At 63.8% G+C, this 22,402-nt stretch carries 23 protein-coding genes; 15 read left to right on the top strand and 8 right to left on the bottom strand.

The features are described from left to right. The first annotated feature begins 4 nt into the window (after window positions 1-4). From AC1DMA_RS12050 to AC1DMA_RS12030, 5 genes are all read left to right on the top strand, one after another. On the top strand, window positions 5-1,243 hold the full coding sequence (locus tag AC1DMA_RS12050) for a BaiN/RdsA family NAD(P)/FAD-dependent oxidoreductase (protein WP_478144331.1): 1,239 nt from the start codon (window positions 5-7) through the stop codon (window positions 1,241-1,243). A 100-nt stretch (window positions 1,244-1,343) separates the two neighbouring features. Further along, window positions 1,344-1,556, top strand: a complete 213-nt coding sequence (gene rpsU / locus AC1DMA_RS12045) for a 30S ribosomal protein S21 (RefSeq protein ID WP_007833691.1) — start codon at window positions 1,344-1,346, stop codon at window positions 1,554-1,556. 109 nt (window positions 1,557-1,665) lie between these two features. Next, on the top strand, window positions 1,666-2,115 hold the full coding sequence (locus tag AC1DMA_RS12040; RefSeq protein WP_478123934.1) for a GatB/YqeY domain-containing protein: 450 nt from the start codon (window positions 1,666-1,668) through the stop codon (window positions 2,113-2,115). 2 nt (window positions 2,116-2,117) lie between these two features. Next, the gene (locus tag AC1DMA_RS12035) at window positions 2,118-2,582 is read left to right on the top strand and encodes an NUDIX domain-containing protein (RefSeq protein WP_478144330.1); all 465 of its coding nucleotides are present in this window, start codon (window positions 2,118-2,120) and stop codon (window positions 2,580-2,582) included. Further along, on the top strand, window positions 2,579-3,028 hold the full coding sequence (locus AC1DMA_RS12030) for a DUF6314 family protein (protein ID WP_478144329.1): 450 nt from the start codon (window positions 2,579-2,581) through the stop codon (window positions 3,026-3,028). The genes AC1DMA_RS12035 and AC1DMA_RS12030 overlap by 4 nt, the downstream gene beginning before the upstream one ends. An 11-nt stretch (window positions 3,029-3,039) precedes the next feature. Here the strand turns inward: AC1DMA_RS12030 and AC1DMA_RS12025 are convergent, their stop codons facing one another. The 4 genes from AC1DMA_RS12025 to pmbA are packed head-to-tail and all read right to left on the bottom strand — an operon-like array spanning window position 3,040 to window position 6,367. After that, the gene (locus tag AC1DMA_RS12025) at window positions 3,040-3,633 is read right to left on the bottom strand and encodes a biotin transporter BioY (protein ID WP_478123937.1); all 594 of its coding nucleotides are present in this window, start codon (window positions 3,631-3,633) and stop codon (window positions 3,040-3,042) included. Between the two features lie 25 nt (window positions 3,634-3,658). Then, window positions 3,659-4,252, bottom strand: a complete 594-nt coding sequence (locus AC1DMA_RS12020; protein ID WP_478144328.1) for an energy-coupling factor transporter transmembrane component T family protein — start codon at window positions 4,250-4,252, stop codon at window positions 3,659-3,661. Continuing rightward, window positions 4,245-4,970 carry an energy-coupling factor ABC transporter ATP-binding protein gene (locus AC1DMA_RS12015; RefSeq protein ID WP_478144642.1) on the bottom strand — a complete coding sequence of 242 codons (726 nt, stop codon included), beginning with the start codon at window positions 4,968-4,970 and terminating at the stop codon, window positions 4,245-4,247. The genes AC1DMA_RS12020 and AC1DMA_RS12015 overlap by 8 nt, the downstream gene beginning before the upstream one ends. A gap of 26 nt (window positions 4,971-4,996) precedes the next feature. After that, entirely contained in the window at window positions 4,997-6,367 is a 1,371-nt protein-coding gene (gene pmbA / locus AC1DMA_RS12010; protein WP_478144327.1) for a metalloprotease PmbA, read from the bottom strand. Window positions 6,368-6,425: 58 nt separating this feature from the next. Here pmbA and yjgA point away from each other — a divergent pair, with 58 nt between their 5' ends. After that, entirely contained in the window at window positions 6,426-7,082 is a 657-nt protein-coding gene (gene yjgA / locus AC1DMA_RS12005) for a ribosome biogenesis factor YjgA (protein WP_478144326.1), read from the top strand. Continuing rightward, window positions 7,079-7,702 (top strand): molybdopterin adenylyltransferase, encoded by a 624-nt coding sequence (gene mog, locus AC1DMA_RS12000; protein ID WP_478144325.1) that lies wholly within the window; start codon window positions 7,079-7,081, stop codon window positions 7,700-7,702. The genes yjgA and mog overlap by 4 nt, the downstream gene beginning before the upstream one ends. On the opposite strand, the gene AC1DMA_RS11995 is transcribed toward mog, so the two are convergent. The 3 genes from AC1DMA_RS11995 to AC1DMA_RS11985 are packed head-to-tail and all read right to left on the bottom strand — an operon-like array spanning window position 7,687 to window position 11,088. Then, a complete protein-coding gene (locus tag AC1DMA_RS11995) occupies window positions 7,687-9,123 on the bottom strand; it encodes an aldehyde dehydrogenase family protein (protein WP_478144324.1) in 1,437 nt (478 codons plus the stop codon). The two genes, mog and AC1DMA_RS11995, sit on opposite strands and share 16 nt — an antisense overlap. 48 nt (window positions 9,124-9,171) lie before the next feature. Continuing rightward, window positions 9,172-10,083, bottom strand: a complete 912-nt coding sequence (kdgD, locus tag AC1DMA_RS11990) for a 5-dehydro-4-deoxyglucarate dehydratase (protein ID WP_478144323.1) — start codon at window positions 10,081-10,083, stop codon at window positions 9,172-9,174. 33 nt (window positions 10,084-10,116) lie between these two features. After that, window positions 10,117-11,088: a Bug family tripartite tricarboxylate transporter substrate binding protein gene (locus AC1DMA_RS11985; protein ID WP_478123944.1), complete on the bottom strand. Its 972-nt coding sequence runs from the start codon at window positions 11,086-11,088 to the stop codon at window positions 10,117-10,119. A 454-nt stretch (window positions 11,089-11,542) separates the two neighbouring features. Here AC1DMA_RS11985 and AC1DMA_RS11980 point away from each other — a divergent pair, with 454 nt between their 5' ends. Continuing rightward, window positions 11,543-13,603, top strand: coding sequence for a glycoside hydrolase family 28 protein (locus tag AC1DMA_RS11980; protein WP_478144322.1), 2,061 nt, complete (start codon window positions 11,543-11,545; stop codon window positions 13,601-13,603). 104 nt (window positions 13,604-13,707) lie between these two features. Further along, a complete protein-coding gene (locus AC1DMA_RS11975; protein WP_478144321.1) occupies window positions 13,708-15,945 on the top strand; it encodes a glycoside hydrolase family 28 protein in 2,238 nt (745 codons plus the stop codon). 102 nt (window positions 15,946-16,047) lie between these two features. Here AC1DMA_RS11975 and AC1DMA_RS11970 read toward each other — a convergent pair whose 3' ends face one another. Next, window positions 16,048-16,899 carry a FadR/GntR family transcriptional regulator gene (locus tag AC1DMA_RS11970; RefSeq protein WP_478144320.1) on the bottom strand — a complete coding sequence of 284 codons (852 nt, stop codon included), beginning with the start codon at window positions 16,897-16,899 and terminating at the stop codon, window positions 16,048-16,050. Window positions 16,900-17,063: 164 nt separating this feature from the next. Here AC1DMA_RS11970 and AC1DMA_RS11965 point away from each other — a divergent pair, with 164 nt between their 5' ends. From AC1DMA_RS11965 to AC1DMA_RS11940, 6 genes are all read left to right on the top strand, one after another. Further along, window positions 17,064-17,897 (top strand): NAD-dependent epimerase/dehydratase family protein, encoded by an 834-nt coding sequence (locus tag AC1DMA_RS11965; protein WP_478144319.1) that lies wholly within the window; start codon window positions 17,064-17,066, stop codon window positions 17,895-17,897. A gap of 51 nt (window positions 17,898-17,948) precedes the next feature. Continuing rightward, window positions 17,949-18,935 (top strand): TRAP transporter substrate-binding protein, encoded by a 987-nt coding sequence (locus AC1DMA_RS11960; protein ID WP_478144318.1) that lies wholly within the window; start codon window positions 17,949-17,951, stop codon window positions 18,933-18,935. Window positions 18,936-18,945: 10 nt separating this feature from the next. Further along, a complete protein-coding gene (locus tag AC1DMA_RS11955) occupies window positions 18,946-19,440 on the top strand; it encodes a TRAP transporter small permease (RefSeq protein WP_478144317.1) in 495 nt (164 codons plus the stop codon). Beyond that, window positions 19,431-20,783, top strand: a complete 1,353-nt coding sequence (locus tag AC1DMA_RS11950; RefSeq protein ID WP_478123951.1) for a TRAP transporter large permease — start codon at window positions 19,431-19,433, stop codon at window positions 20,781-20,783. The genes AC1DMA_RS11955 and AC1DMA_RS11950 overlap by 10 nt, the downstream gene beginning before the upstream one ends. Window positions 20,784-20,807: 24 nt before the next feature. Then, on the top strand, window positions 20,808-21,818 hold the full coding sequence (locus AC1DMA_RS11945; RefSeq protein WP_478144316.1) for a lactonase family protein: 1,011 nt from the start codon (window positions 20,808-20,810) through the stop codon (window positions 21,816-21,818). Between the two features lie 13 nt (window positions 21,819-21,831). Beyond that, window positions 21,832-22,402: UxaA family hydrolase (locus AC1DMA_RS11940; protein ID WP_478144315.1), on the top strand; the 571-nt coding region annotated here is incomplete at its 3' end.

Below are 22,402 nucleotides of genomic sequence, written 5' to 3'. Positions count from 1 at the left end.
AGCGTTGAGTTCCTACGACACCATCGTCATCGGCGCGGGCGCTGCCGGGTTGCACTGCGCCGCCTTGGCCGGCCAGCAGGGGCTGCGCGTGCTCCTTCTCGACCATAGCGAACGCATTGCCGAGAAGATCCGCATTTCAGGCGGCGGGCGCGCCAACTTCACCAACCGCGACCTGGACGTGCGCGCGCCGCAACGGCATTTCATCGGCGAAAACCCCAATTTCTGTCGCTCTGCTCTGTCGCGCTATGCGCCGCAGCAATTCATTGAGCTCGTCCAGAAGCACGGAATCGCGTTCCACGAAAAGCACAAGGGCCAACTCTTTTGCGACGGTCCTTCGCAGCAGATCATCGACATGCTGCTCGCCGAGTGCAGCGCCGGCGGCGTCTCGCATTGGCAACCCTGCAGGGTGGGCGCCATAGCCCACACGAACGGCGGCGGCTATCAGGTCGAAACAAGCCGCGGCGCGGTGCGCGCACCGCGCCTCGTGGTTGCCACGGGCGGTCTTTCCATCCCGCAGATCGGCGCCAGCGACTTCGGCTATCGGCTTGCAACGCAGTTCGGCTTGCGCGTTGTCCCGCCGCGGCCGGCTCTGGTTCCGCTCACTTTCGGCGGCGAGGGATGGGAGCCCTATTCGACACTGGCGGGCCTCGCGCTGCCTGTTCGAATCGAAACCGGTAGCAAGAAGGAACGCATGAGCTTCCTCGAAGACTTGCTGTTCACACATCGCGGGCTGTCGGGCCCCGCGGTACTGCAGATTTCAAGCTATTGGCGACCAGGCGCGCCGCTCACGATCGACTTTGCACCCGGCATCGATGTCGCCACCGCGCTCGCCGAAGCCAAGCAGCGCTCGCGCAAACGCATCAACAACGAACTGGCCGCCCTGGTGCCCTCGCGCCTCGCCGACGCATGGGTCGACCAGGACTCATCCTTGCAGCGCCCGATCAATGAAGCGGGCGATCGGGCGATTTCGGCGCTGGCCGACCGGATCGCGCGCTGGCAGATCACGCCCAGCGGCACGGAGGGTTACAAAAAAGCGGAAGTCACGGCAGGCGGCGTCGACACGCGCGATCTCTCGTCGCAAACCTTGGAGTCGAAACAGCCCGGGCTGTACTTCATCGGCGAGGTGGTCGACGTGACCGGCTGGCTCGGCGGTTACAACTTTCAATGGGCCTGGGCCAGCGCCCATGCATGCGCGCGGGCACTGGCGTTGGACGGCAAAGCTGACGCTATAATGCCCGGCTAACTTTGGCCTTCCCTCAACGGCCTAATCCCTTTTCAGTTGAGGAACCCCGGCCCGGGGCCCGATCTTCCCCAGGCCAAATTCAACAGACCCAATTTTTTAAATGACCACCATCCGCGTAAAAGAAAACGAGCCGTTCGACGTCGCGCTGCGCCGCTTCAAGCGCACTATCGAAAAGCTCGGCCTGCTGACCGATCTGCGTGCCCGCGAGTTCTACGAAAAGCCGACCGCCGAGCGCAAGCGCAAGAAGGCAGCCGCCGTCAAGCGCCACTACAAGCGCGTGCGGAGCATGCAACTCCCCAAGAAGCTGTACTGATCACCCGAGGCGCTGGCGCGACGCCAACGCCCGGTTCAGCCGCTTCCAAGCCGCGCCAGGACTACCTGCCGCGGCTTTTTTGTTTTTCGACCGTCATAGAAAGCCAGCCATGAGCCTCAAGGAACAGATCACCGAAGACATGAAGACCGCGATGCGCGCCAAGGACTCGGAACGCCTGGGCACCATTCGCCTGCTGCTCGCAGCGATGAAGCAGAAAGAGGTCGACGAACGCATCGAACTGGACGATGCCGCAGTGGTGGCCATCGTCGACAAGCTGGTGAAGCAGCGCAAGGATTCGGTCGCGGCGTTCACGCAAGGCAACCGCCCCGATCTGGCCGACAAGGAAGCCGCCGAGATCAAGGTGCTGGAGGTCTATCTACCCCAGCGCATGAGCGCCGAAGAGGTGGCCGTCGAAGTGAAAGCCATCGTTGCCGAACTCGGCGCCAAGGGGCCGGGCGACATGGGGAAGGTCATGGGCGCAGTCAAGACCCGTCTCGCGGGCAAGGCCGATATGGGACAAGTCAGCGCAGCGGTGAAGGCCGCTCTCTCAGGCGCCTGAACGTGACGGCGCATCCCGTTCTCAAGGCCTGTGCCTGTCTGGTGGACGATCGGGGCCGTCTGCTGGTCTTTCACCATCCCGAGGACCGGAGCATGCAGTTGCCCAAGGGCACCATCGAGCCTGGCGAGGCGCCCGAAGCGGCCGTCCGCCGCGAATTGCTGGAAGAGTCCGGGATCCACTACACGGGCGATCTGCTTTCGCTGGGCACCATCGACCGGCATTGCGAGGCCGGTGTCGAAGGCAACACGCGCCGGCATCCGCAGCTCTGGCACGTGTTCCTGATGTGTTCAAAGGAGCTGCTGCCGGAGACCTTCGATCACGTGGCCTCGGGGAGCCCCGAGGAAGACGGCCTCGTCTTCAGCTTCAGCTGGCTGACGCACGACGCGCCTCTCGGCGCTTTCGCAGAGCCCTACGTGCGGGTCATCACCAAGGTCCGGCAGCGCCTCGCCGGAACATTGCCGGCATGACCTGCTGGGCCGACGCGGATGGCGTCTTCGATCGGCTGGAAGGCACCTGGGACCTCGCCCGGACCATCGAGAACCAGGCAGCGATGACCGGCATCGCCTGGTTCAGCCAACTGGGCCACGATGCCCTCGGCTACCGCGAAGAAGGCAGGGTCACTTTGGCAGGCGGGCAAGCGTTCGACGCGCATCGCGAATACCGTTTCGAGCGCTCGCGACTTGGCTTTCTGGTGTTCTTTGCCGAAGTGCCGCCCCGACTCTTCCACCAGATCCAACTCGCGCGCGAAGGCGACGTGCTCGCAGGCTCGGCCACCCACCTGTGCGCTCCGGACGTCTACGACAGTGACTACCGCTTCATGGCCGACGGGACCTTCGTCATCCGCCACTCGGTGCGCGGGCCGCGCAAGAACTACGTTTCAGTCACCGTCTTCCGACGCCCCACCACGCCATAAGCCGGCTCGCGTCAGTCGCCGCCGAGTTGCCAGCTTGGCATGCCGCGCATCACCGTCTGCACGACCACGGCGCAGATTCCGGCCTTGACCAGGTCACCGGGAATGAAGATCAGCATGGCCAGGGCCGCCTGCGTCAGCGACATATGGGCGACCAGCGACAGCCCGAGGATCCCGAACGCGTAGACCACGGCAATGCCGCCGACCACAGAAGAAGCGAAGCTGGCGGCGAGCACACCCTTGCCCGTGGTAGTGCCCAGTCGAGGCACCAGCAGGCGCATCAGCAGACCACAGGCGAAAGCGCCGAACATCCAGCCGAACAAGAAGCCAGAGGTCGCTCCGACGAACACGCTGAATCCGCCTCGCCCGCCTGGCAGCAGAGGCAGGCCCAACGCAACGGCGAGCAGGAACAGGGCAATGGCCAGAAATGCGCGCCGTGGCCCAAGGAGGCAGCCCGCCAGCATGACGCCAAGTGACTGCAGCGTGATGGGCACCCCGAAAGGCAGATCGATCTTCGGGATCATGCCCAGCACGGCCATTAGTGCCGCGAACAGGGCGATGTAGGCAATTGAACGAGAGGACGAGTTGGCAGGAGCGTTTGAGGTCATGAAATTAGGAAGGATGGATGAAAGGTCATTTGCCCTGCCGTGCAGCCAAGGCATCAGCGACGCGGTCCGCGGTTTGGAGCGTGCGGATCGTCAACGGCGCCAGCAGTCGCAGACCGCCGCCGCGGCCCGTGCGGGCGCGGTGCGCGTCGTCGAGCCGACGCCACTGGACATAGAAGTTCTCGGCAAACCGAAGCATCAGGCCCAGCGCGAGGGCGACGCGCTCAGTCGGAACGCCGACATGCCGCAAAGGGCGGATGACTGCCTCCAGCACCGCCAGCAAGTCTTCGAAGCGCGTGGTCAGCGTCAGCATCAGCGCGAGCGTTGCCGCACTCGCGAGCCGCAAGGCGCTCGCCAGCCCTTGGCCGGTCGTGCCCAGCGCCCAGTGAAAGATGACGATCAGTGCGCAGGCAACGGCAATGCCCCCCAGCATGCGCACTCGGCGCCATGCAGGCGCGCCCAAGGAGGCAAAGACGAGCAGCGTCAATGCGCAGCCCGCCAGCAGAAACGAAGGCCGGCCGACCCACACGAGCGCCGTGCCGCAGACCGACAGCACCGCAAGCTTGATCCACGCAGGCACCGCATGCATCCATGTGAGCTGAGCCGAGTAAAGGCTACGCATGGCCGCCCTCGCCTGTCCCGGCGCGCTCGCGCACGTAGCTGGCATACGCCTGGCAGATCTCGCGCCCCGGCCCATCGGCGCGCACGCGTCCCTCCTCCAGCCACAGCACGCGCTCGAACCCGTGCACGTGCTCCAGGAGATGGGTCGACACGATGATCTGCTGGGGAGAGGCTTCCAGCTGCGCGGCCAGCCTCGCCTGGCTCGGCAGATCGAGGCTGGCGAAAGGCTCGTCCAGGAGCAGCGTCGCGGGCTCGCTGATCTGCAGCGCCAGAAGGCATACCTGCTGACGCTGCCCCTGGCTCAGTTCGCCCACGGCCCGTCCCGCCCAGGCGGACAACCCTCGGCTGGCCAGGAAGTCCAGCACCCGCCGCCGGGCCACCTGTCGCGTTTCGCCAAGCGCGGTCAGACTGAAGGCCAACTCCTCGGCCACCGTTGGAAAGATGATCTGATCGTCAGGGTTCTGAAACATGAGCCCGACACACCCAGGCGACGTGCGCTCGGGGACGAAGACGCGGCCTCGCTGTGGCTGGTCCAGCCCGCAGATGAGGCGAAAAAGACTGCTCTTCCCCGCGCCGTTGTCACCGATCAGCCCAATCCTTGACTCCTGAAGATGGAGCGTCAGCCCTTCGAACACCCGCTGATGGCCGCGCACCAGCGTGACATCCTCGATGCGGATGCCGACGCTCGCGCGCCCCTCAGACCGGATCGGCTGCCCCACCGGGCAACCATCGCCAGCCGCCAAGCTCAGCTCCCCGCCACCTTCATGCGGTTGACGAGCAGCGATCCGGTTGTCTTGGCGCCATAGTTGTAGGCATCCGCGCCGACCGCCTCGATGCCCAGCAACATGTCCTTCAGGTTGCCCGCGATGGTGATTTCCTGCACCGGGAATGCGATCTTGCCCTTCTCGACCCAGAAGCCGCTCGCTCCACGCGAGTAGTCGCCCGTCACGTAGTTCACGCCCTGGCCCATGAGCTCGATCACGAACAGCCCCGTGCCGAGTTTGGCAAGCATCGCATCGAGATCGTCGCCCTCTTTCGTGAGGCGCGAGGTCAATGTCAGGTTGTGTGAGCCACCCGCATTGCCGGTGGTCTTCATGCCGAGCTTCCGAGCCGAGTAGGTGCTCAGGAAATAGCCCTCCAGGCGGCCGGCGTCCACCAGCTTGCGCTTGTGCGTGACCACGCCTTCGTCGTCGAACGGCGAGCTTCCCTTGCCGCGGAGGACGTAAGGATCTTCAAGCACGTCGATGTGCGACGGCAACACGGTCTTGCCCAACGAGTCGAGCAGGAACGTGCTTTTGCGGTACAGCGCGCCGCCGCTGGTCGCCTGCACGAGGCCACCCAGCAATCCGGCGGCGAGTGGCGACTCGAACAACACCGGGCATTGGGTCGTCTTGATCTTGCGCGACTTGAGTCGGCTCAATGCGCGCTCGGCGGCATAGCGGCCAACGGCCTGCGGGCTCGCGAGTTCGTCGGCCGAACGCATCGAGCTGTACCAAGCGTCGCGCTGCATCTCGTCGCCCTTGCCGGCGATCGGTGCCACCGAGATCGAATGGCGCGAACTGGCATAGCCGCCGCGAAAGCCCCGCGTATGGGCACTGAAGAAGTGGCTCTGCTGCGCCGAGACGCCCGCCCCTTCGCTGTTGGTGATGCGCTTGTCCGTCGTCATTGCGGCGGCTTCGCATTCGAGCGCAAGCGCCGCCGCCTGCTCGCTGGTGACATCCCAGGGGTGGAACAGGTCAAGATCAGGGTATTCCTTGGCGATGTCGGCTTCATCAGGCAGTCCGCTGACAGGGTCTTCCGCCGTGAAGCGGGCAATGTCGTAGGCCGCCTGCACGGTCTGCGCGACGGCGGCGTCGGAAAAATCAGACGTGCTGGCGTTTCCGCGGCGATGGCCGACGTAGACAGTGACGCCCAGCGATTTGTCGCGGTTGCGCTCCACGTTTTCGAGCTCGCCCTTGCGCACCGAAACGCTCAGGCCGCAGCCCTCGGACGCCTCCGCGCCAGCGTCGGTGGCCCCGAGCTTCTTGGCGTGCGCCAAGGCCGAGTCGACCAGGTTTTCGAAGAATGAACGGCTGTAGGCGAAGCCGGAATCGGCGCGCGAGATTGGTGTGGTCATGTGTTGGCTATGATACTTGCGCCCTCCGTTCTCCATGGAGCGGCCAACGATTGCTTCTATGTCCCGCAAACCCAAAAAAGGCTACTTCGTCCGCGGCCAGTTCGTGGCCGAAGGCAGCGAACTCGACCTCGAGCTCAAGCGCGAGCTCAAAGGCACCGACGCGGCGAGCAAGACCGAACTCAAACGCGAGAGCTCCGAACTCCAGGCGCTGGGCGAAGAACTGCTGTCGCTGCGCGCCGGCCTGTTCGACAAGCTGGACCTGAGCGACAAGCTCAAGGACGCGGTCGAGGATGCCAAGCGCATCACGAATTTCGAAGGCAAGCGTCGCCAGATGCAGTTCATCGGCAAGCTGATGCGCGGGCTGGATCCGACCGCGATCGACGCGATCCGCGCAGCGCTCGACGAACAGAACCGCGCGCCCGCCCAGGAAACCGCCGCACTGCACGAGGCCGAACGCTGGCGAGATCGCCTCATCGCCGATGACGACGCGCTGGGCGGCTGGATTGAAACCCATCCGGGCACCGATGCGCAGCAGTTGCGCGCGCTCGTGCGTCAGGCACGCAAGGACATCAAGGCAGGTCCGCTTGGCGAAGCGCCCCGCCAAGGCAAGGCGTACCGAGAAATCTTCCAGATCGTTCGCGACCAATTGCGCGTGCACGGCACCGCCGACCACGCCGCCGAAGCCGCCGAGCAAGCGCGCGAAGAGGACGCATGACCGAGCTCACCGCCCTCGACCAAGTGCGTATCGGGATCGTCTCGGTCAGCGATCGCGCATCGAGCGGCGCCTACGAAGACAAGGGGCTTCCTGCGCTGAAGGATTGGCTCGAGCGTGCGCTGCGCAACCCGATCACGTTCGAGTCACGCTTGATTCCCGACGATCAGGCCGGCATCAGCGCAGCGCTGATCGAACTGGTCGATGCGGGCTGTTCGCTGGTCCTGACGACCGGCGGCACGGGTCCGGCCTTGCGCGACGTCACGCCGGAAGCGACGCTCGCGGTGGCGCACAAGGAAATGCCGGGTTTTGGCGAGCAGATGCGGCAGATCAGCCTTCGCTTCGTGCCCACGGCGATTCTTTCGCGCCAGGTCGCCGTGGTTCGCGACCAGAGCCTGATCATCAACCTGCCCGGCCAGCCGAAGTCGATTGCCGAGACGCTCGAAGGCCTGAAGAACGCCGACGGATCGCAGGCCGTGCCGGGAATCTTCGCGGCCGTGCCCTATTGCATCGACCTGATCGGCGGCCCCTATCTTGAAACGAACGACGCGGTCTGCAAGGCGTTCCGCCCCAAGACCGCGATCCGTCCGTTCTCGCGTCCGCCCTCTCAGGGCAGTGTGTAGGAGGTCTTCACGGTCGTGAAGAACTCCTGAGCGTAGCGGCCCTGCTCGCGCGGGCCGTAGCTCGAGCCCTTGCGGCCGCCAAACGGCACGTGATAGTCCACGCCCGCCGTCGGCAGGTTCACCATCACCATGCCGGCCTGACTATGGCGCTTGAAGTGTGTCGCGTATTTCAGGCTGGTGGTCGCAATGCCTGCCGACAGCCCGAACTCCGTATCGTTCGCCGTCGCCAGAGCCTCTTCGTAGTTCTTCACGCGGATCACACTCGCCACCGGCCCGAAGATCTCTTCCTTGTTGATGCGCATCGATGCAATCGATTCGCTGAACAACGCCGGACTCATGTAGAAGCCGTCAGTGTCGAGTTTCAGCCGCTGACCGCCTGCGGCAAGGGTGGCGCCTTCGGATTGACCGATTTCGATGTAGTCCAGATCCTGGCGGAGCTGGCTTTCGCTCGAGACCGGACCGACGTCGGTGCCTTGCGCCAGCGCGTCGCCCACCTTGATCTTCGCCATGCGGGCCTTCATCGCCTCGATGAACTTGGGATAGATGCCTTCGGTGACGATCAGCCGGCTGGACGCCGTGCAGCGCTGGCCCGTCGAATAGAAGGCGCTCTGCACGCTGAGCTCTACCGCCTGGTTCAGATCGGCGTCGTCCAGCACGACTTGCGGATTCTTGCCGCCCATTTCGAGCTGAACCTTCTTATGCTTCGTCGCGCATTGCACGGCGATGCCGCGGCCGACGCCGACCGAGCCGGTAAAGCTGATCGCATGGATGCCCGGATGGTCGACCAAGGCGTTGCCGATGACGCTGCCGCGGCCCATCACGAGGTTGAACACGCCGGCTGGAATACCCGAGCGGCTGATGATTTCAGCCAGCGCCCAGGCGCAGCCGGGCACGAGGTCGGCCGGCTTGAGCACGACGCAATTTCCGAAGGCCAAGGCGGGCGCGATCTTCCACGCGGGGATCGCGATGGGGAAGTTCCAGGGCGTGATGAGCCCGACCACGCCCACAGGCTCGCGCGTGATTTCGATGCCGATGCCGGGACGCACCGACGGAATGATCTCGCCCGACAGGCGCAGGCACTCGCCGGCGAAGAACTTGAAGATCTGGCCGGCACGTGTTGCTTCGCCGATGCCTTCTGCCTTGGTCTTGCCTTCCTCACGGGCGAGCAGCGTGCCAAGCTCTTCCTTGCGCGCGATGATTTCGTTGCCGATCTTGTCAAGCGCCTCGGAGCGCGCCTGCACTCCCCCTGTGGACCAGGCGGGGAAAGCGGCGGTAGCGGCCGCCACCGCAGCATCGACATGGGTCGCGTCGCCCTGTGCGTACTGGCCCAGCACGTCGGCCAGATTGCTCGGGTTGGTGTTGGCGCTGTAGCTGGCGCCTGCCAGCCATTCGCCGTTGATGAGATTGTCGAAATTCTGCATGCGGTGGTACCTCGATGCTTGGTGCTGGATGTCGGGATGCTTGGACGCTTACTGTGGGCCGAGCTTGTCGATCAACGCGGCAAGCGCATGGTATTCGTCAGCCTTCAGGTCCGTCAGCGGCAGGCGCACCGGGCCGGCGTCATGACCGGCGATCTTCGCGCCGGCCTTGACGATGCTCACTGCGTAGCCCTGCCCCTTGTTGCGGATATCCAGATAAGGCATGAAGAACTCCTTGAGCAGGCGATGTTGCGTCGCCATGTCGTCCTTTGCAACTGCCTCATAGAACTGCATCGCCGTCTTCGGGATGAAGTTGAAGACGGCCGACGAATACACCGGGGTGCCCAGCGCCTTGTAGGCAGCCGCATAGACCTCTGCGGTCGGCAGTCCACCGAGATAGGCAAAGCGATCGCCCATGCGCAAGTGGATCGAGCTCATGAGTTCGATGTCGCCGATGCCGTCCTTGAAGCCGACCAGATTGGGGCAGCGCTCGGCCAGCTTTTCGAGGGTGTCCGGGTACAGCCTGCTCTGGCCGCGGTTGTAGACGATCACGCCGAACTTCACGCTCTTGCAGACGGCTTCGACGTGCGCTGCCAAGCCTTCCTGGCCCGCTTCGGTCAGGTAGTGCGGCAGCAGCAGCACGCCATGGGCACCAGCCTTCTCGGCCGCCTGCGCGCACTGGATGGCAAAGCGCGTCGGGCCGCCGGCGCCGGCGATGATCGGCACCTTGCCGCGGCAGGTGTCCACGGCGGTCTTGATGATTTCCGGGAACTCGTCACCCGTCAGCGAGAAGAACTCGCCCGTGCCGCCGGCGGCGAACAAGGCACTGGCACCGTAGGGCGCCAGCCATTCGAGCCGCTTGATGTAGCCCTTCTTGTCGAAGTCGCCGTTCGCGTCGAAATCGGTCAGCGGAAACGACAGCAGGCCGGAGCCCATGATGGATTTGAGTTCTTGCGGGTTCATGTGAGTGAAAGTGGAGGGAAAAAAATAGCCGGATCAATCGAGCTTGATCTGGGCTGCAGAAACGACCTTGGCCCAGCGCGAGCGCTCTTTGTCGAAGAACTGCTCCTGCTCGGCAGGTGTCATCGTTACAACCTCGGCGCCCTGGCCGGCCAGGCGTGAACGGGTGTCGGCTGACCGGATGATCGCGATCAGTTCCTTGTTGAGGCGCTGCACGATCGCGTCGGGCGTGCCGCGCGGGGCGAGCACGCCCTGCCAGGTACCTGACTCGAAGCCGGGAACGCCTTGCTCGGCGATGGTCGGCACATCGCCGATCAGCGGCATGCGCGTTGCCTTCGAGACGCCCAGCACCTTCAGCTTGCCGCTTTGCACATGAGGCAGTGTCGCGAGCATGCCGTTCATGAGCACCTGCGTCTGTCCGCCAACCGTGTCCTGCACAGCCTGCACGCCACCCTTGTAGGGAACGTACTGCCAGCGGGCGCCGCTTGCGCGTTCGAGCGCGACACCGGCGAGGTGCGGCGCACTGCCGGTTGCGGTCACGGCGAAATTCAGGTCGGTCTTCTTCGAGAGGGCGACCAGTTCCTTGAAGTTGTTGGCCGGCACCGACGGATGCACGACGAGCAGGTGCGGCGAATAGGCCAGCATGGTCACGCCGCGCAAGTCCTTCGACGGATCGAAGGACAGCTTCGTGTAGACAGAAGGGCTGATCGCCAGCGCGCCGACGTCGCACAACAACAGCGTGTAGCCATCGCCAGGGGCTTTCGCCACCAGGTCGGCGCCGAGATTGCCGTTGGCCCCGGCTCTGTTCTCGACGATGACGGTTTGCTTGAGCGCCTCGGCCAATGGTTGGCTGAGCAGGCGCGCGATGATGTCCGACGAGCCTCCGGGCGGATACGGAACAACGATTCGAATGGGCTTTGCGGGCCAGGCGTCGGCAGCTTGCGCACCTGCGGCCGCCAAGCCGCTGCCGAGGGCACCGAGTATCAGATCACGTCGAGTCAAGGCCACTTGTATGTCTCCAGTTGGGATGAGCGAGCAGAGCCACACCGCGCTCCGCGCCAAATGCGCCTCATCGGGCGCGTCATCGGTTATCGTATAACTTGTCAGCAAGGATGTCCAGCCCTCGGCGAGCCCATGAATTCGCCTCACCGGCGCTGAATACTCCCTTCGTCCCCCGAAGAATCCCCGGGTTTGCCCTCAGACCGCTCGTCGTCAATTCCGTTGACAGGCTCTTGCGCGCTGCAAATAATCGTCGCGTCTTGTAGGACAACCGATAACTAATAACTACGGTCGGAGACATCGATGGGACGAATCCATCTCGCAAGTTCGCACCGCCCAGTCCTCGGGCTGTTGCTTCCTCTCGCCACCCCGTCGCAAGACTGGCCGGCCGCACGTCTCCGTTCCCCCTCTCTCCCCTCCCTCTCCCCTCCTCCCTTTCGCTCCACATCGAAAAGACAGCACCATGAAAAAACCTCGCACAGAGTCGACGGAACCAACCTTCCTGGCGGCGGCCCCACACGGCGTGCAATCACCGGGACGGCGATCGTTCATCGCCTTGGCCAGCGCATCGGCAGGCGCCACGTTGCTGAGCGCGTGCGGCGGCGGCGGTAACGGCGGGGCGTTCATCTCGCCGGCATCGCCTCCCGCGACAGGCACCCCTCCGACGACCGTCGCGCCGGTCGAACCACCGGCCGATCCAATCTGGGGCCCAGCGGGCTTGGGCACGAAGATCATCGATTCGCTGAAGAGCATCGATCGCTCGATGTTCCCGAGCCGCGACTTCGTGGTCACGGACTTCGGCGCGCAGGTGTGCAGCACCGTGCCTGCCACCAACCCGTACATCGACCCGGCGAAGTCGCCGCTCAGCGTCGGCGCCGACACGACGAATGCGCCGAACTCCTTCGATTCGCGCCCGGCATTCCTCGCTGCGATTGCCGCGTGCAACAGCGCCGGCGGTGGCCGTGTCGTGGTTCCATCGGGTACGTGGTATTGCGCCGGACCGATCGTGCTGAAGAGCAATGTCAATTTCCACCTGAGCCAGAACTGCACCATCTACTTCAGTCCGAATCCGAATGACTATGCCAAGGACGGCCCGGTCGATTGCGGCGCCAACGGACAGTTGTTCTATGGCCGCTGGCAAGCGAATGATTGCCTGAACTTCGGCGCACCCATCTACGCCCGCAACGAGAAAAACATCGCCGTCACCGGTGAAGGCGATACGTCGGTCTTCAACGGTCAGGCCATGACGCCATTCGCGGGAACCGGCAACACCAGCACGTGTTGGTGGACCTTCAAGGGCAACAGCGGCGCCTATGGATTCGTGAGCGCCAGCGCAACGCCATCGCAGGCGAGCAACAACGCGCTCAACGTCGACCTCCGCACCGCCGCGCCGGGCATCTCCGATGCGCTCTATGCGCTGCTGACCAACCCGATCACGCCTTGGCAGCAAGACCAGAACTATCTGCCGGCACTGTCAGAGGCGGGCGTGCCGATCGACAAACGGATCTTCGGCAAGGGCCACTACCTGCGGCCCTGCATGGTCGAATTCCTGGGCTGCACCAACGTGCTGATGGAGGGCTACCAGACCCAGAACACGCCTTTCTGGCAACACCACCCCACCGACTGCTCGAACGTGGTGATCCGCAACGTCACCGTCAACAGCATCGGCCCGAACAACGACGGCTTCGACCCGGACGCCTGCAACAACGTGCTCTGCGAGGACGTGGTGTTCAACACCGGCGACGACTGCATCGCGATCAAGTCCGGCAAGAACCTCGACAACGAGTACGGCTCGGCCAACAACCACGTGATCCAGAACTGCACCATGAACAGCGGCCACGGCGGCATCACGCTGGGCAGCGAAATGGGTGGTGGCGTCGAGAAGATCTATTGCCGCAACCTCGCCATGCTCAACAAGTTCTGGGACACGAACTCGCTGAACATCGCGATCCGGATCAAGACCAACATGAACCGCGGCGGCTTCGTGAAGGACTTCTACGTGGATGGCGTGACGCTGCCCAACGGCGTCAGCCTGACGGGCGCGGGCTATGGCAGCAGCCTGCTGCCGGGCAGCCCCATCAACGGCAACGTCCCCATTGGCGTGAGCACGGCGGCCAGCAGCAATCCTTCGGCCTCGCAAGGCGGGATCATCACTTTCGACTGCGACTACCAGCCGTCGAAGGATGCCATCCGCACGCGTCCGGCATTGCTGAAGAACATCAACATATCCAATGTCGTCGCAAAGAACGTGACGCTCGGCGGCAGCACGGGTTCGTGCTTCCAGGCCATCGTGGCGCAGGGACCGGTCGCCTTCGACTACAACGGCCCCGCACCGGCGCCTGCCGTGCCAGCCATCGAGGGCGTGAACATCGTCAACTGCGATTTCGGCAGCCCCACGGCGACCGGACCCGCAAGCGCCACGGTTGCCGGTCCGATCTACGCCTACAACGTGCACGACATCACGCTCGTCAACACGTCAATCGCAGGCAAGACCTACAACACGACCGTCAGCGACCCGCGCTGAGAACAAAGCGTTCAGTCCCCGCTGGTCGTGCCGGGAAGTGCCGTGTCGCAAGCGACGCGGCATCGAACGCGCTCAAGCCAGCCTTCTTCAAAAAGGTAGCCCCAATGACATTGCAGAAATCAGAGACGATCGGCGTCCAGTCGATCGCGCGTTGGATGTTGCCGCTTGCGGCGGCAGCCATGCTCGCAGCTTGCGGCGGAGGCAGCAGCGGCGGCGCGTTCTCGGCAACGGCAAGCAGCCCGACGGCCGCGGCAACAGCCACGGCCGTGCAACCGGCGGATACAGCGTCGGCAAATTCGGCCAAGGCCAACGTCTTCCAGGTCGGCACCACGACCTTCGACCCCGACCTCCCCGCCGAACCCACCCTTCCGACCGATGCTCAGGTCTGCGCGACCCTCGAGGCGAGCAACACGCTCGTTCGTCGTCCTGACGGTGCCCTGCCCCCCGAAGCTGATCCGTCCCTTCCTGGCGTGGGTGTGGCGGTGAGCGCCGCCACGGCCAATCCGGATCAGGTGCGCATCCAGGCCGCTCTGGACGCTTGCGGCGCCGCTGTCGACAGCGCGGTTGGCGCCGCCATTGCAAGCGCAGACGCGGCGGCGACGGCCAGCCAGAAGGAGGCGGCGTTGCCCAACATCAATATCGCAGGCGCATCCGGCGAAGAGCTGGCGAAGCCACAGTACAAGGCGCCGCAGTTCGCAGTGCGCCTGGTGGCCAACAAGAGCGGCCCGGGCAACGGCTTCATCTCAGGTCCGCTGACATTGCCGTCGGGAGTGACGTTGTGGATCGACAAGGGCGCGACCCTGTACGCCACGCGTGACGTCATGGCCTACATGCCGAAGAACGCGACGACCGGCTTGCCCACCACCTATTGCGCGAATACGGCAGTCAGCGCCACCAAGGCAGGCAGTTCCGGCAATTGCCTGCCGCTGATCGGCGGCGACTACACCGTCAATTCGGCCGTCGTCGGCGAAGGCAGCATCGACAGCCGCGCTTATGCGGAGATCGTCACCACCAATGCGCGCTACCCATTGACCAAGGTGGACCTGAGTTGCTCCAACACCTACGTTGCCTTTGCTGCAGGCACCCAGGCGCCCGACGGCACGCCTTGCGACAACGGCGGCACCTTTGTCGACTCGAAGTCGTCGACCCGCAACATGACCTGGTGGGACCTGGCCTATCTCGGCAACATGGTTCAGAACGGCACCACGGGCTCCGGCTCGCAATCGAACTTCCGGATGATGGTGTTCAACTACGCGAAGAACCTGACGCTTTACAAGGTGAGCCTGAACAACAGCGCCAACTTCCACGTAGTGCCGAGCGGGGTCGACGGCCTGACGATCTGGGGAGTGAAGGTGCAGACGCCGACGCTGGCAGCCTTTGCCAACCCGGCGGGCAACGGCAACCCGCTGTACACGGGCCAGACCTTCAACGCGGACAACGTGAAGAACACCGATGCTTTCGATCCGGGCTCGTCGTCGAGCGCCAAGTCGAGCGCCATGACGACCGGCAGCAAGACCACGTCCGCCAGCAAGATGTCCTTCGACGGCTATCTGAAGAACTTCGTCTTTGCCTACAACTACGTCAGCACCGGCGACGACGACATCGCATTGAAGGGCAGCAACAACCCCAACGCAGTGGGCTTCGGCATCGACGGCAACCGCGGCAAGCGCGGCGATCGCGCCTACGGCATCGTGATCGCGCACAACCACATCTACTGGGGCCATGGCATCTCGATCGGCAGCGAAACCAACGCGGGCGTCACCAACGTGCAGGTCTACGACAACTCTTTCGTGAATTCGGAAGAAGGGCTGCGCATCAAGTCGGACTACGCACGCGGCGGCGAGGTGAGCAACATCTCGTACAAGAACATCTGCATCCAGAATGCGCAGAACGCCTTGCTGTTCACGCCCTACTACAGCACCAAGGCTCTTCCGAGCGGTGGCCCCAAGGTGCCGAACTTCCACGACATCCAGTTGAGCAATGTGCGCATCCTCGGCGAAGGCAACGTCAAGCTGCAAGGTTTTGCGGCAAACACGGGCGGCTACTTCACTCCGACGGCTGCTTACCCGACGGGCTACCTGCCCGGCTATCCGCTGGTCATGTCGCTGAAGGATGTGGTCGCCGACAACCCGACTCAAATCTCGGTGATTGCTTCGGACGCCAACCTGACGCTCGACGGCGTCAACCTGCCGATCTTTGCGTCGACGGCCAACCGCATCGTGCTCAACGGCGAAGCCACTGAAAAGGTCAAGCCGGATCAGATCCTCGACTGCAGCCAGGCTTTCGTGGACTTCCCCGCCATCGGCGCATCGAACCCGTTCGGAACGCACTGGGCTCCTTGAAGGCGAAGGTGAACGGCTCATGACAATGGCCGACCGGCGCGCCGGTCGGCCATTTGCATCGTGTTGTCATACAACTTGCGGGAATTGCCCCCGCGCCGGAGCTCAGCGCGGCGCCGGACTCTGCGCCTGCGCGCTTTCGGAACCGCTCTTGGCTGCCTCTTGAGCGATGCGCAGTCGTTCGCGGCTGTTGGTCAGGTGAATGCGCATGGCGGCGCGCGCGGAGTCGGGGTCCTGCCGTGCAATGGCCGCGTAGATCTCTTCATGCTCCCGATTCACGCGGCTCAGGTATTCGCCACCCTGCTCGTGCTTGCGGATCGCATTGATGCGCGTGCGCGGAATGATCGCGGTGCCCAGGTGGGCCATGATGTCCGCGAAGTACGGATTGCCCGTGGCCTGCGCAATCTGCAGATGGAAGCGGAAGTCTGCCGGGACGGTATTGCCCGCCTGCGCCATGTTGGTCTGAAACTCGTCGAGCGCCTCGCGCATGGCGAGCAGTTGCTCGTCGGTGCGCCGCGTCGCTGCCAAGCCTGCGGATTCCGTCTCGAGGCTGATGCGGAATTCGAGCACCGCGAGCACATCGACCGATGTGGCAACGTCGCCAGGCTCGAGACGAAACACCCCGCCCGCCCGCGGCTGCAACACGAAGGTACCGACACCGTGGTGGGTCTCCACCAGCCCGGCAGCCTGCAACTTCGACAGCGCCTCGCGAACCACGGTGCGGCTGACGCCGAAGGCCTGCATGATTTCGGACTCGGTCGGAAGCTTGTCGCCCGGACGCAGCGCGCCGTCGCGAATCTTCACGGTGAGGTCTTCCACGAGCGTATGCGCCAGACCACGTGCTCTCTGTCGTGGCCGACCTACGAAGGCATCGCCGGGCAAGGCGCTGGCCGCGCCGCCGACCGATGTGACAGGCGAAGCCTGAACCAAGGGATTACCCGGAGTCAACGGTTGCATGGCACGATCATAATCCGACAGCGTTGTACGACAACATATAAGTTACATCTCCTCAAACCCATGATGATTGCGCAATTCGACTGCCTGCGCCACTCGCATCGGCAGCGTTCACCTCGCGCAGGTTCCCGTTTTCAATCCACGCAAAGCCGCTGAGGACGATTTCCATGCAAACGAATACCGGACCTGAATCCAGGCCTTCCAACAAACTCGGTCGCCTGCTGCTGACCGGCGCTGCGGGCGGCCTGGGCAAAGTACTGCGCGAGCGCCTTCGTCCGTACGCCGACGTCCTGCGCCTGTCCGACGTCGCCACGCTCGCGCCGGCGCAAGGAAGCTTCGAGGAGACGGTGCCTTGCAACCTCGCCGACAAGTCCGCGGTCGATGCACTGGTGGCCGGCTGCGATGCCATCGTCCATCTGGGTGGCGTTTCGGTCGAGCGCCCGTTCGAGGAAGTCCTCGAAGCCAACATCAAGGGCGTCTTTCACATCTACGAAGCGGCACGGAAGCACGGCGTGAAGCGCGTCATCTTCGCCAGTTCGAATCACGTCATCGGCTTCTACAAACAGACCGAGCACCTCGATACACACGCAATGCGCCGGCCCGACGGCTACTACGGCCTCTCGAAATCCTTCGGAGAAGACGTAGCGCAGTTCTACTTCGATCGCTGGGACATCGAGACCGTGAGCATCCGCATCGGATCGTCCTTCCCGGAGCCGGCCAATCGCCGAATGATGAGCACCTGGCTCAGCTATGCCGACCTCACCGACCTCATCGAGCGGTCGCTGTTCACGCCGGACGTGGGGCATCTCGTCGTCTATGGCGTGTCGGCCAACCGCGATGTGTGGTGGGACAACAGCGTTGCAGCGGCAAAGCTGGGCTTTGTGCCGAAGGACAGCTCCGAGGTGTTCCGCGCCAAGGTCGAGGCTCAGCCTCCCGTCGCGCCCACCGATCCGAACGCCATCTACCAGGGCGGCGCATTCACCGCCCAAGGCCCCTTTTGATTTCCCGTTCGCCTTTTTCAAGACCTTAATTTCGACAACAGAGGAAGAGACATGAAGACTCCAAACCGCAAGCTTCTCAGCGTCATGGCCACCGCCGTTCTTTCGCTCGCCGCCATGCATGCGCAGGCACGCGACTTCCGTTCCGCGGAAGTCCACGCGAAGGATTTCCCGACCAACAAGGCGGTCAACTACATGAGCGAGCAGTTGTCGGCCGCAACCGGCGGCAAGGACAAGATCAAGATCTTTGCCGACAGCTCGCTGGGCTCCGAGAAGGACACGGTCGAACAGGTGAAGATCGGCGCGCTCGACATGGTGCGCGTCAGCAGCGCCTCGTTCCACGGTATCGTGCCGGAGTCGGTCATTCCGTCGCTGCCCTTCCTCTTCCGCGACATCGACCATTTCCGCAAGGTGATGTACGGCCCGACCGGCGACAAGATCCTCGCGGCCTTCGACAAGGCCGGGTTCGTCGGCCTGGCCTTCTACGAAAGCGGTGCGCGCTCGGTCTATGCCAAGAAGCCGATCAAGAACGTGGCCGACATGAAGGGCCTGAAGATCCGCGTGCAGCCTTCCGACCTGATGGTGAGCCTGGTGAGTGCCGCCGGCGCGTCGCCGACACCGATGCCGATCGCCGAGGTCTACACCGGCCTCAAGACCGGGCTGGTGGATGCCGCCGAGAACAACTACCCGTCGTACGAAGAAGCCAAGCACTACGAAGCCGCTCCCGTGTATTCGGAAACCATGCACGTCATGACGCCCGAAGTGCTGGTGTTCTCCAAGAAAATCTGGGACACGCTGCCCAAGGAAGAACAAGCGCAGATCCGCAAGGCCGCCAAGGACTCCATCCCCTACTACGTGAAGCTCTGGGAGCCGCGTGAAAAGGACGCGAAGGCAGCTGTCATCAAGGGCGGCGCCAAGATCGTTCCCGCAGCCGATATCGACCGCAAGGCTTTTGTCGAAATCGAGAAGCCGGTGTGGAACAAGTTCGCGACCACGCCCGAGCTGAAGGCGCTGGTGCAGGAAATCGTCGACACCCAATGACATCGGCGCGATGACCTTGCTAACCCAACTCAACGCGAAGCTGTCGCGCTGGGCGATGTACTTCGCGTGCATCTGCCTGGTGGGCCTGCTGAGCGTGGTCGTCTATGGCGTGGTGCTTCGCTACGCCTTCAACGACGCACCCGCCTATGTAGAACAGGTCGCGCTCTTGCTGGTGGTTTCGGTCGCCATGTTCGGCGCTTCCGCCGGAGTACGGGACGCCGGACACATCGGCCTGGATTCACTGGTGAAGGCGCTGCCGCCCAAGGGGAAGTTCTGGTGCAAGTTCATCGTGTACCTGCTCACCATCGCCTTTTCGGTGGCCCTGTTCTTCGGCGGCGTGGAAATGGCGGTGTCCACGCGTGACACCACCATCCCGACGCTCGGACTTTCCGAAGCCATTCGCTATCTGCCGGTTCTCGCCGCAGGCGTGCTGATCACGCTGTTTTCCATCGAGCACCTCGTTTCCCAATTTTCCGGCCACGAGGTCGTTCCATCATGGCATTGACACTGCTGTCCATCAGTTTCCTGGTCTTCCTGGTTCTCGGAATGCCGGTCGCTTTCGCGATCGGGCTGAGCTGTCTCCTGACCTTCGCCTATGAAGGGCTGCCCTTCGAGACAGCAATCCAGATGATGGTCTCGGGCATGAACGTGTTCTCGTTCCTTGCCATTCCCTTTTTCATCTTCTCGGGCGAACTGATGCTGCACGGGGGCATCGCGGACAAGATCGTCGCCTTCGCGCGCAGCCTGGTCGGGCATTGGAAGGGCGGTCTCGGCCTTGCCAACGTGGTGGCCTCCACCATGTTCGGCGGCGTCTCGGGCTCGCCGGTGGCCGACACTTCGGCCATGGGCGGGGTGCTGATCCCGATCATGAAAAAGGAAGGCTATAGCGCCGCTTACGCGGTCAACGTCACCACGCACGCATCGCTCTCGGGCGCGTTGATGCCGACTTCGCACAACATGATCATCTATGCCTTCGCAGCGCAAGCGGCGGTGGGCGAGATCGCCGGTCACGTCATCAAGGGCGTGTCGATCGGCGACCTGATGTTCGCCGGCCTGATCCCGGTCTTCTGGATCATGGTCTGCATGCTGGTCGCAGCCTATTGGCAAGCCGCCAAGTACGGCTACCCAAGGCGCGCGGACGGCACCACGATGGTCGAGCGCTTTCCCGGCTGGGGCACGGTGTTGCGCACCTTCATCGCCGCCATTCCCGGACTGATGGTGATCGCGATCATCTTGTTCTGCGTGATGGAGGGCATCACGACGGCGACCGAAGCGGCGGCTATCGCGGTGACCTACTCGCTGATCCTGACCGTCATCGTCTATCGGACGATGACCAGGCAGAAGCTGCTCAAGTCGCTGGCCAAGGCGTCGAAGACGACCGGCGTGATCCTGCTTCTCATCGGCGTGTCGAACATGCTGCGCTATCAGATGGCGTACCTGGAAATTCCCGACACGATCGAAACCGCCCTGCTGGCCGCGACCACGACGCCGTGGCTGATGCTGCTGTACATCAACATCATCCAGATCTTCCTGGGCGTCTTTCTGGACATGGCGGCGCACATCCTGATCACGACGCCGTTGTTCCTGCCGCTGGCCATCCAGATGGGTGTCGGTCCGGTGCAGTTCGGGATGATGCTGCTGCTCAACTGCGCGCTGGGGCTCGTGCATCCGCCGGTGGGCACCGTGCAGTTCATTGGCTGCGCGATCGGCAAGATCTCCATCGGAGAGGCCACCAAGACTGCGTGGCCCTACTACCTGGCGATCTTCATTGCGATCACGCTGGTCACGTATGTGCCCTCGTTCTCGACCTGGCTGCCGTCGATCATCAACGGCCATCCGGTCTTCTGACCTCGCTTGGATGGTGTCCTGACGATGTTCTGCGTCTACGTTTCCAATGCCGAAAGCGGCGACATCAGCGTGCTGCACCTGGATCCGGGCCAACCGGCGCTGGTTCCGGTGCAGACCGTACCGGTCGGCGGCGAAGTGATGCCGCTCGCATTGAGCCCCGATCGCCGGCGCCTGTATGCGGCGCGGCGCTCGGAGCCGCGAGAGACACTGAGCTTCGCGATCGATCCCAAGACGGGCGAACTCGCCGCGCTCGGCGCCGCGGCGTTGCCGCACAGCATGGCGTACATAGCGACCGATCGCGGCGGCGGCTATCTTTTCAGCGCCTCATACGGCGGCAACCAGATTGCAGTCAATGCCATCGACGCGAACGGCGTGGTGCAGGCGACGCAGCAGGTGCTGCCGACCGGCCCGAATGCGCACGCGATCCAGGCCGATCCGTCGAACCGGTTTGTGTTCGCCAGCACGCTGGGCGCCGGTGTCGTGGTTCAGTTCCGCTTCAATGCGGAGACGGGAGAGCTGACGCCCAACACACCGCCGACGCTGCAACCGCATGCGTCCGCGAGCCCCCGGCACTTCGTCTTCAGCAAGGATTCGCGCTTCGTCTACCTGCTCAACGAGCTCGATGCGGCCATCGACGTGCTGGCGTTCGATCCAGCTGCCGGCACGCTGCGCCCGCTGCAGACCATCAGCACGTTGCCGCCCGTGTTTAGCGGTGAGCCATGGGCTTCCGACCTGCACCTCACGCCGGACGGTCGCTTTCTCTACAGCAGCGAACGGCGTTCGGACACGATTGCCGGCTTCCGTGTCGACGCGGCGAGCGGTGCGCTCGCGCTCATCGGCCATGTGCCCACCGAATCGCAGCCGCGCGGCTTCAACATCACGCCCGATGGCCGCTTCCTGATCGCGGCCGGGCAGCGTTCGCATCGGCTGCGCCTGTACGAAATCGACGCGCAGACCGGCTCGTTGAAAGCCCTCGCCGAATGCCCCGCCGGCCAAGGTCCCAACTGGATCGAGAGCATCATGCTCGACAGTTGATCGAAGTACCTCCATGTCATCCACGCTCGACCGTTCACCGCTCTACATCACCATGCACGATCGTGACAACGTCGCGATCGTGGCCAACGATGGCGGCCTGCCCGCCGGCACCGTGTTTCCCTCGGGCCTGACGCTGGTGGACAAGGTCCCGCAGGCGCACAAGGTCGCCCTGGTGGACATCCCCGAAGGCGGCGAAGTGCGCCGCTACAACGTCACCATCGGCTATGCGCTCAAGGACATCCCCGCAGGCAGCTGGGTGCACGAGCGGCTGCTCAGGATGCCAGCCGCGCGAGAACTCACGGGCCTGCCCATCGCGACGGTCAAGCCCCCCGAGATGCCTCCGCTGGAGGGCTACACCTTCGAGGGCTATCGCAATCCGGACGGCTCCGTCGGCACCCGCAACATCCTGGCGATCACGCAGACCGTGCAGTGCGTGGCGGGGGTGACGGACTTCGCGGTGCAGCGCATCAAGGCTGAGCTGCTGCCGAAATACCCCAACGTCGATGACGTGGTGGCGCTGGAGCACACCTACGGCTGCGGTGTGGCCATCGATGCGCCGGACGCCATCGTGCCGATCCGCACGC

The organism is Variovorax sp. 05N34, from assembly GCF_056397405.1.
Note: the sequence above shows the minus strand (reverse complement) of the source record. Positions and strands in the feature narration are given on the sequence as shown.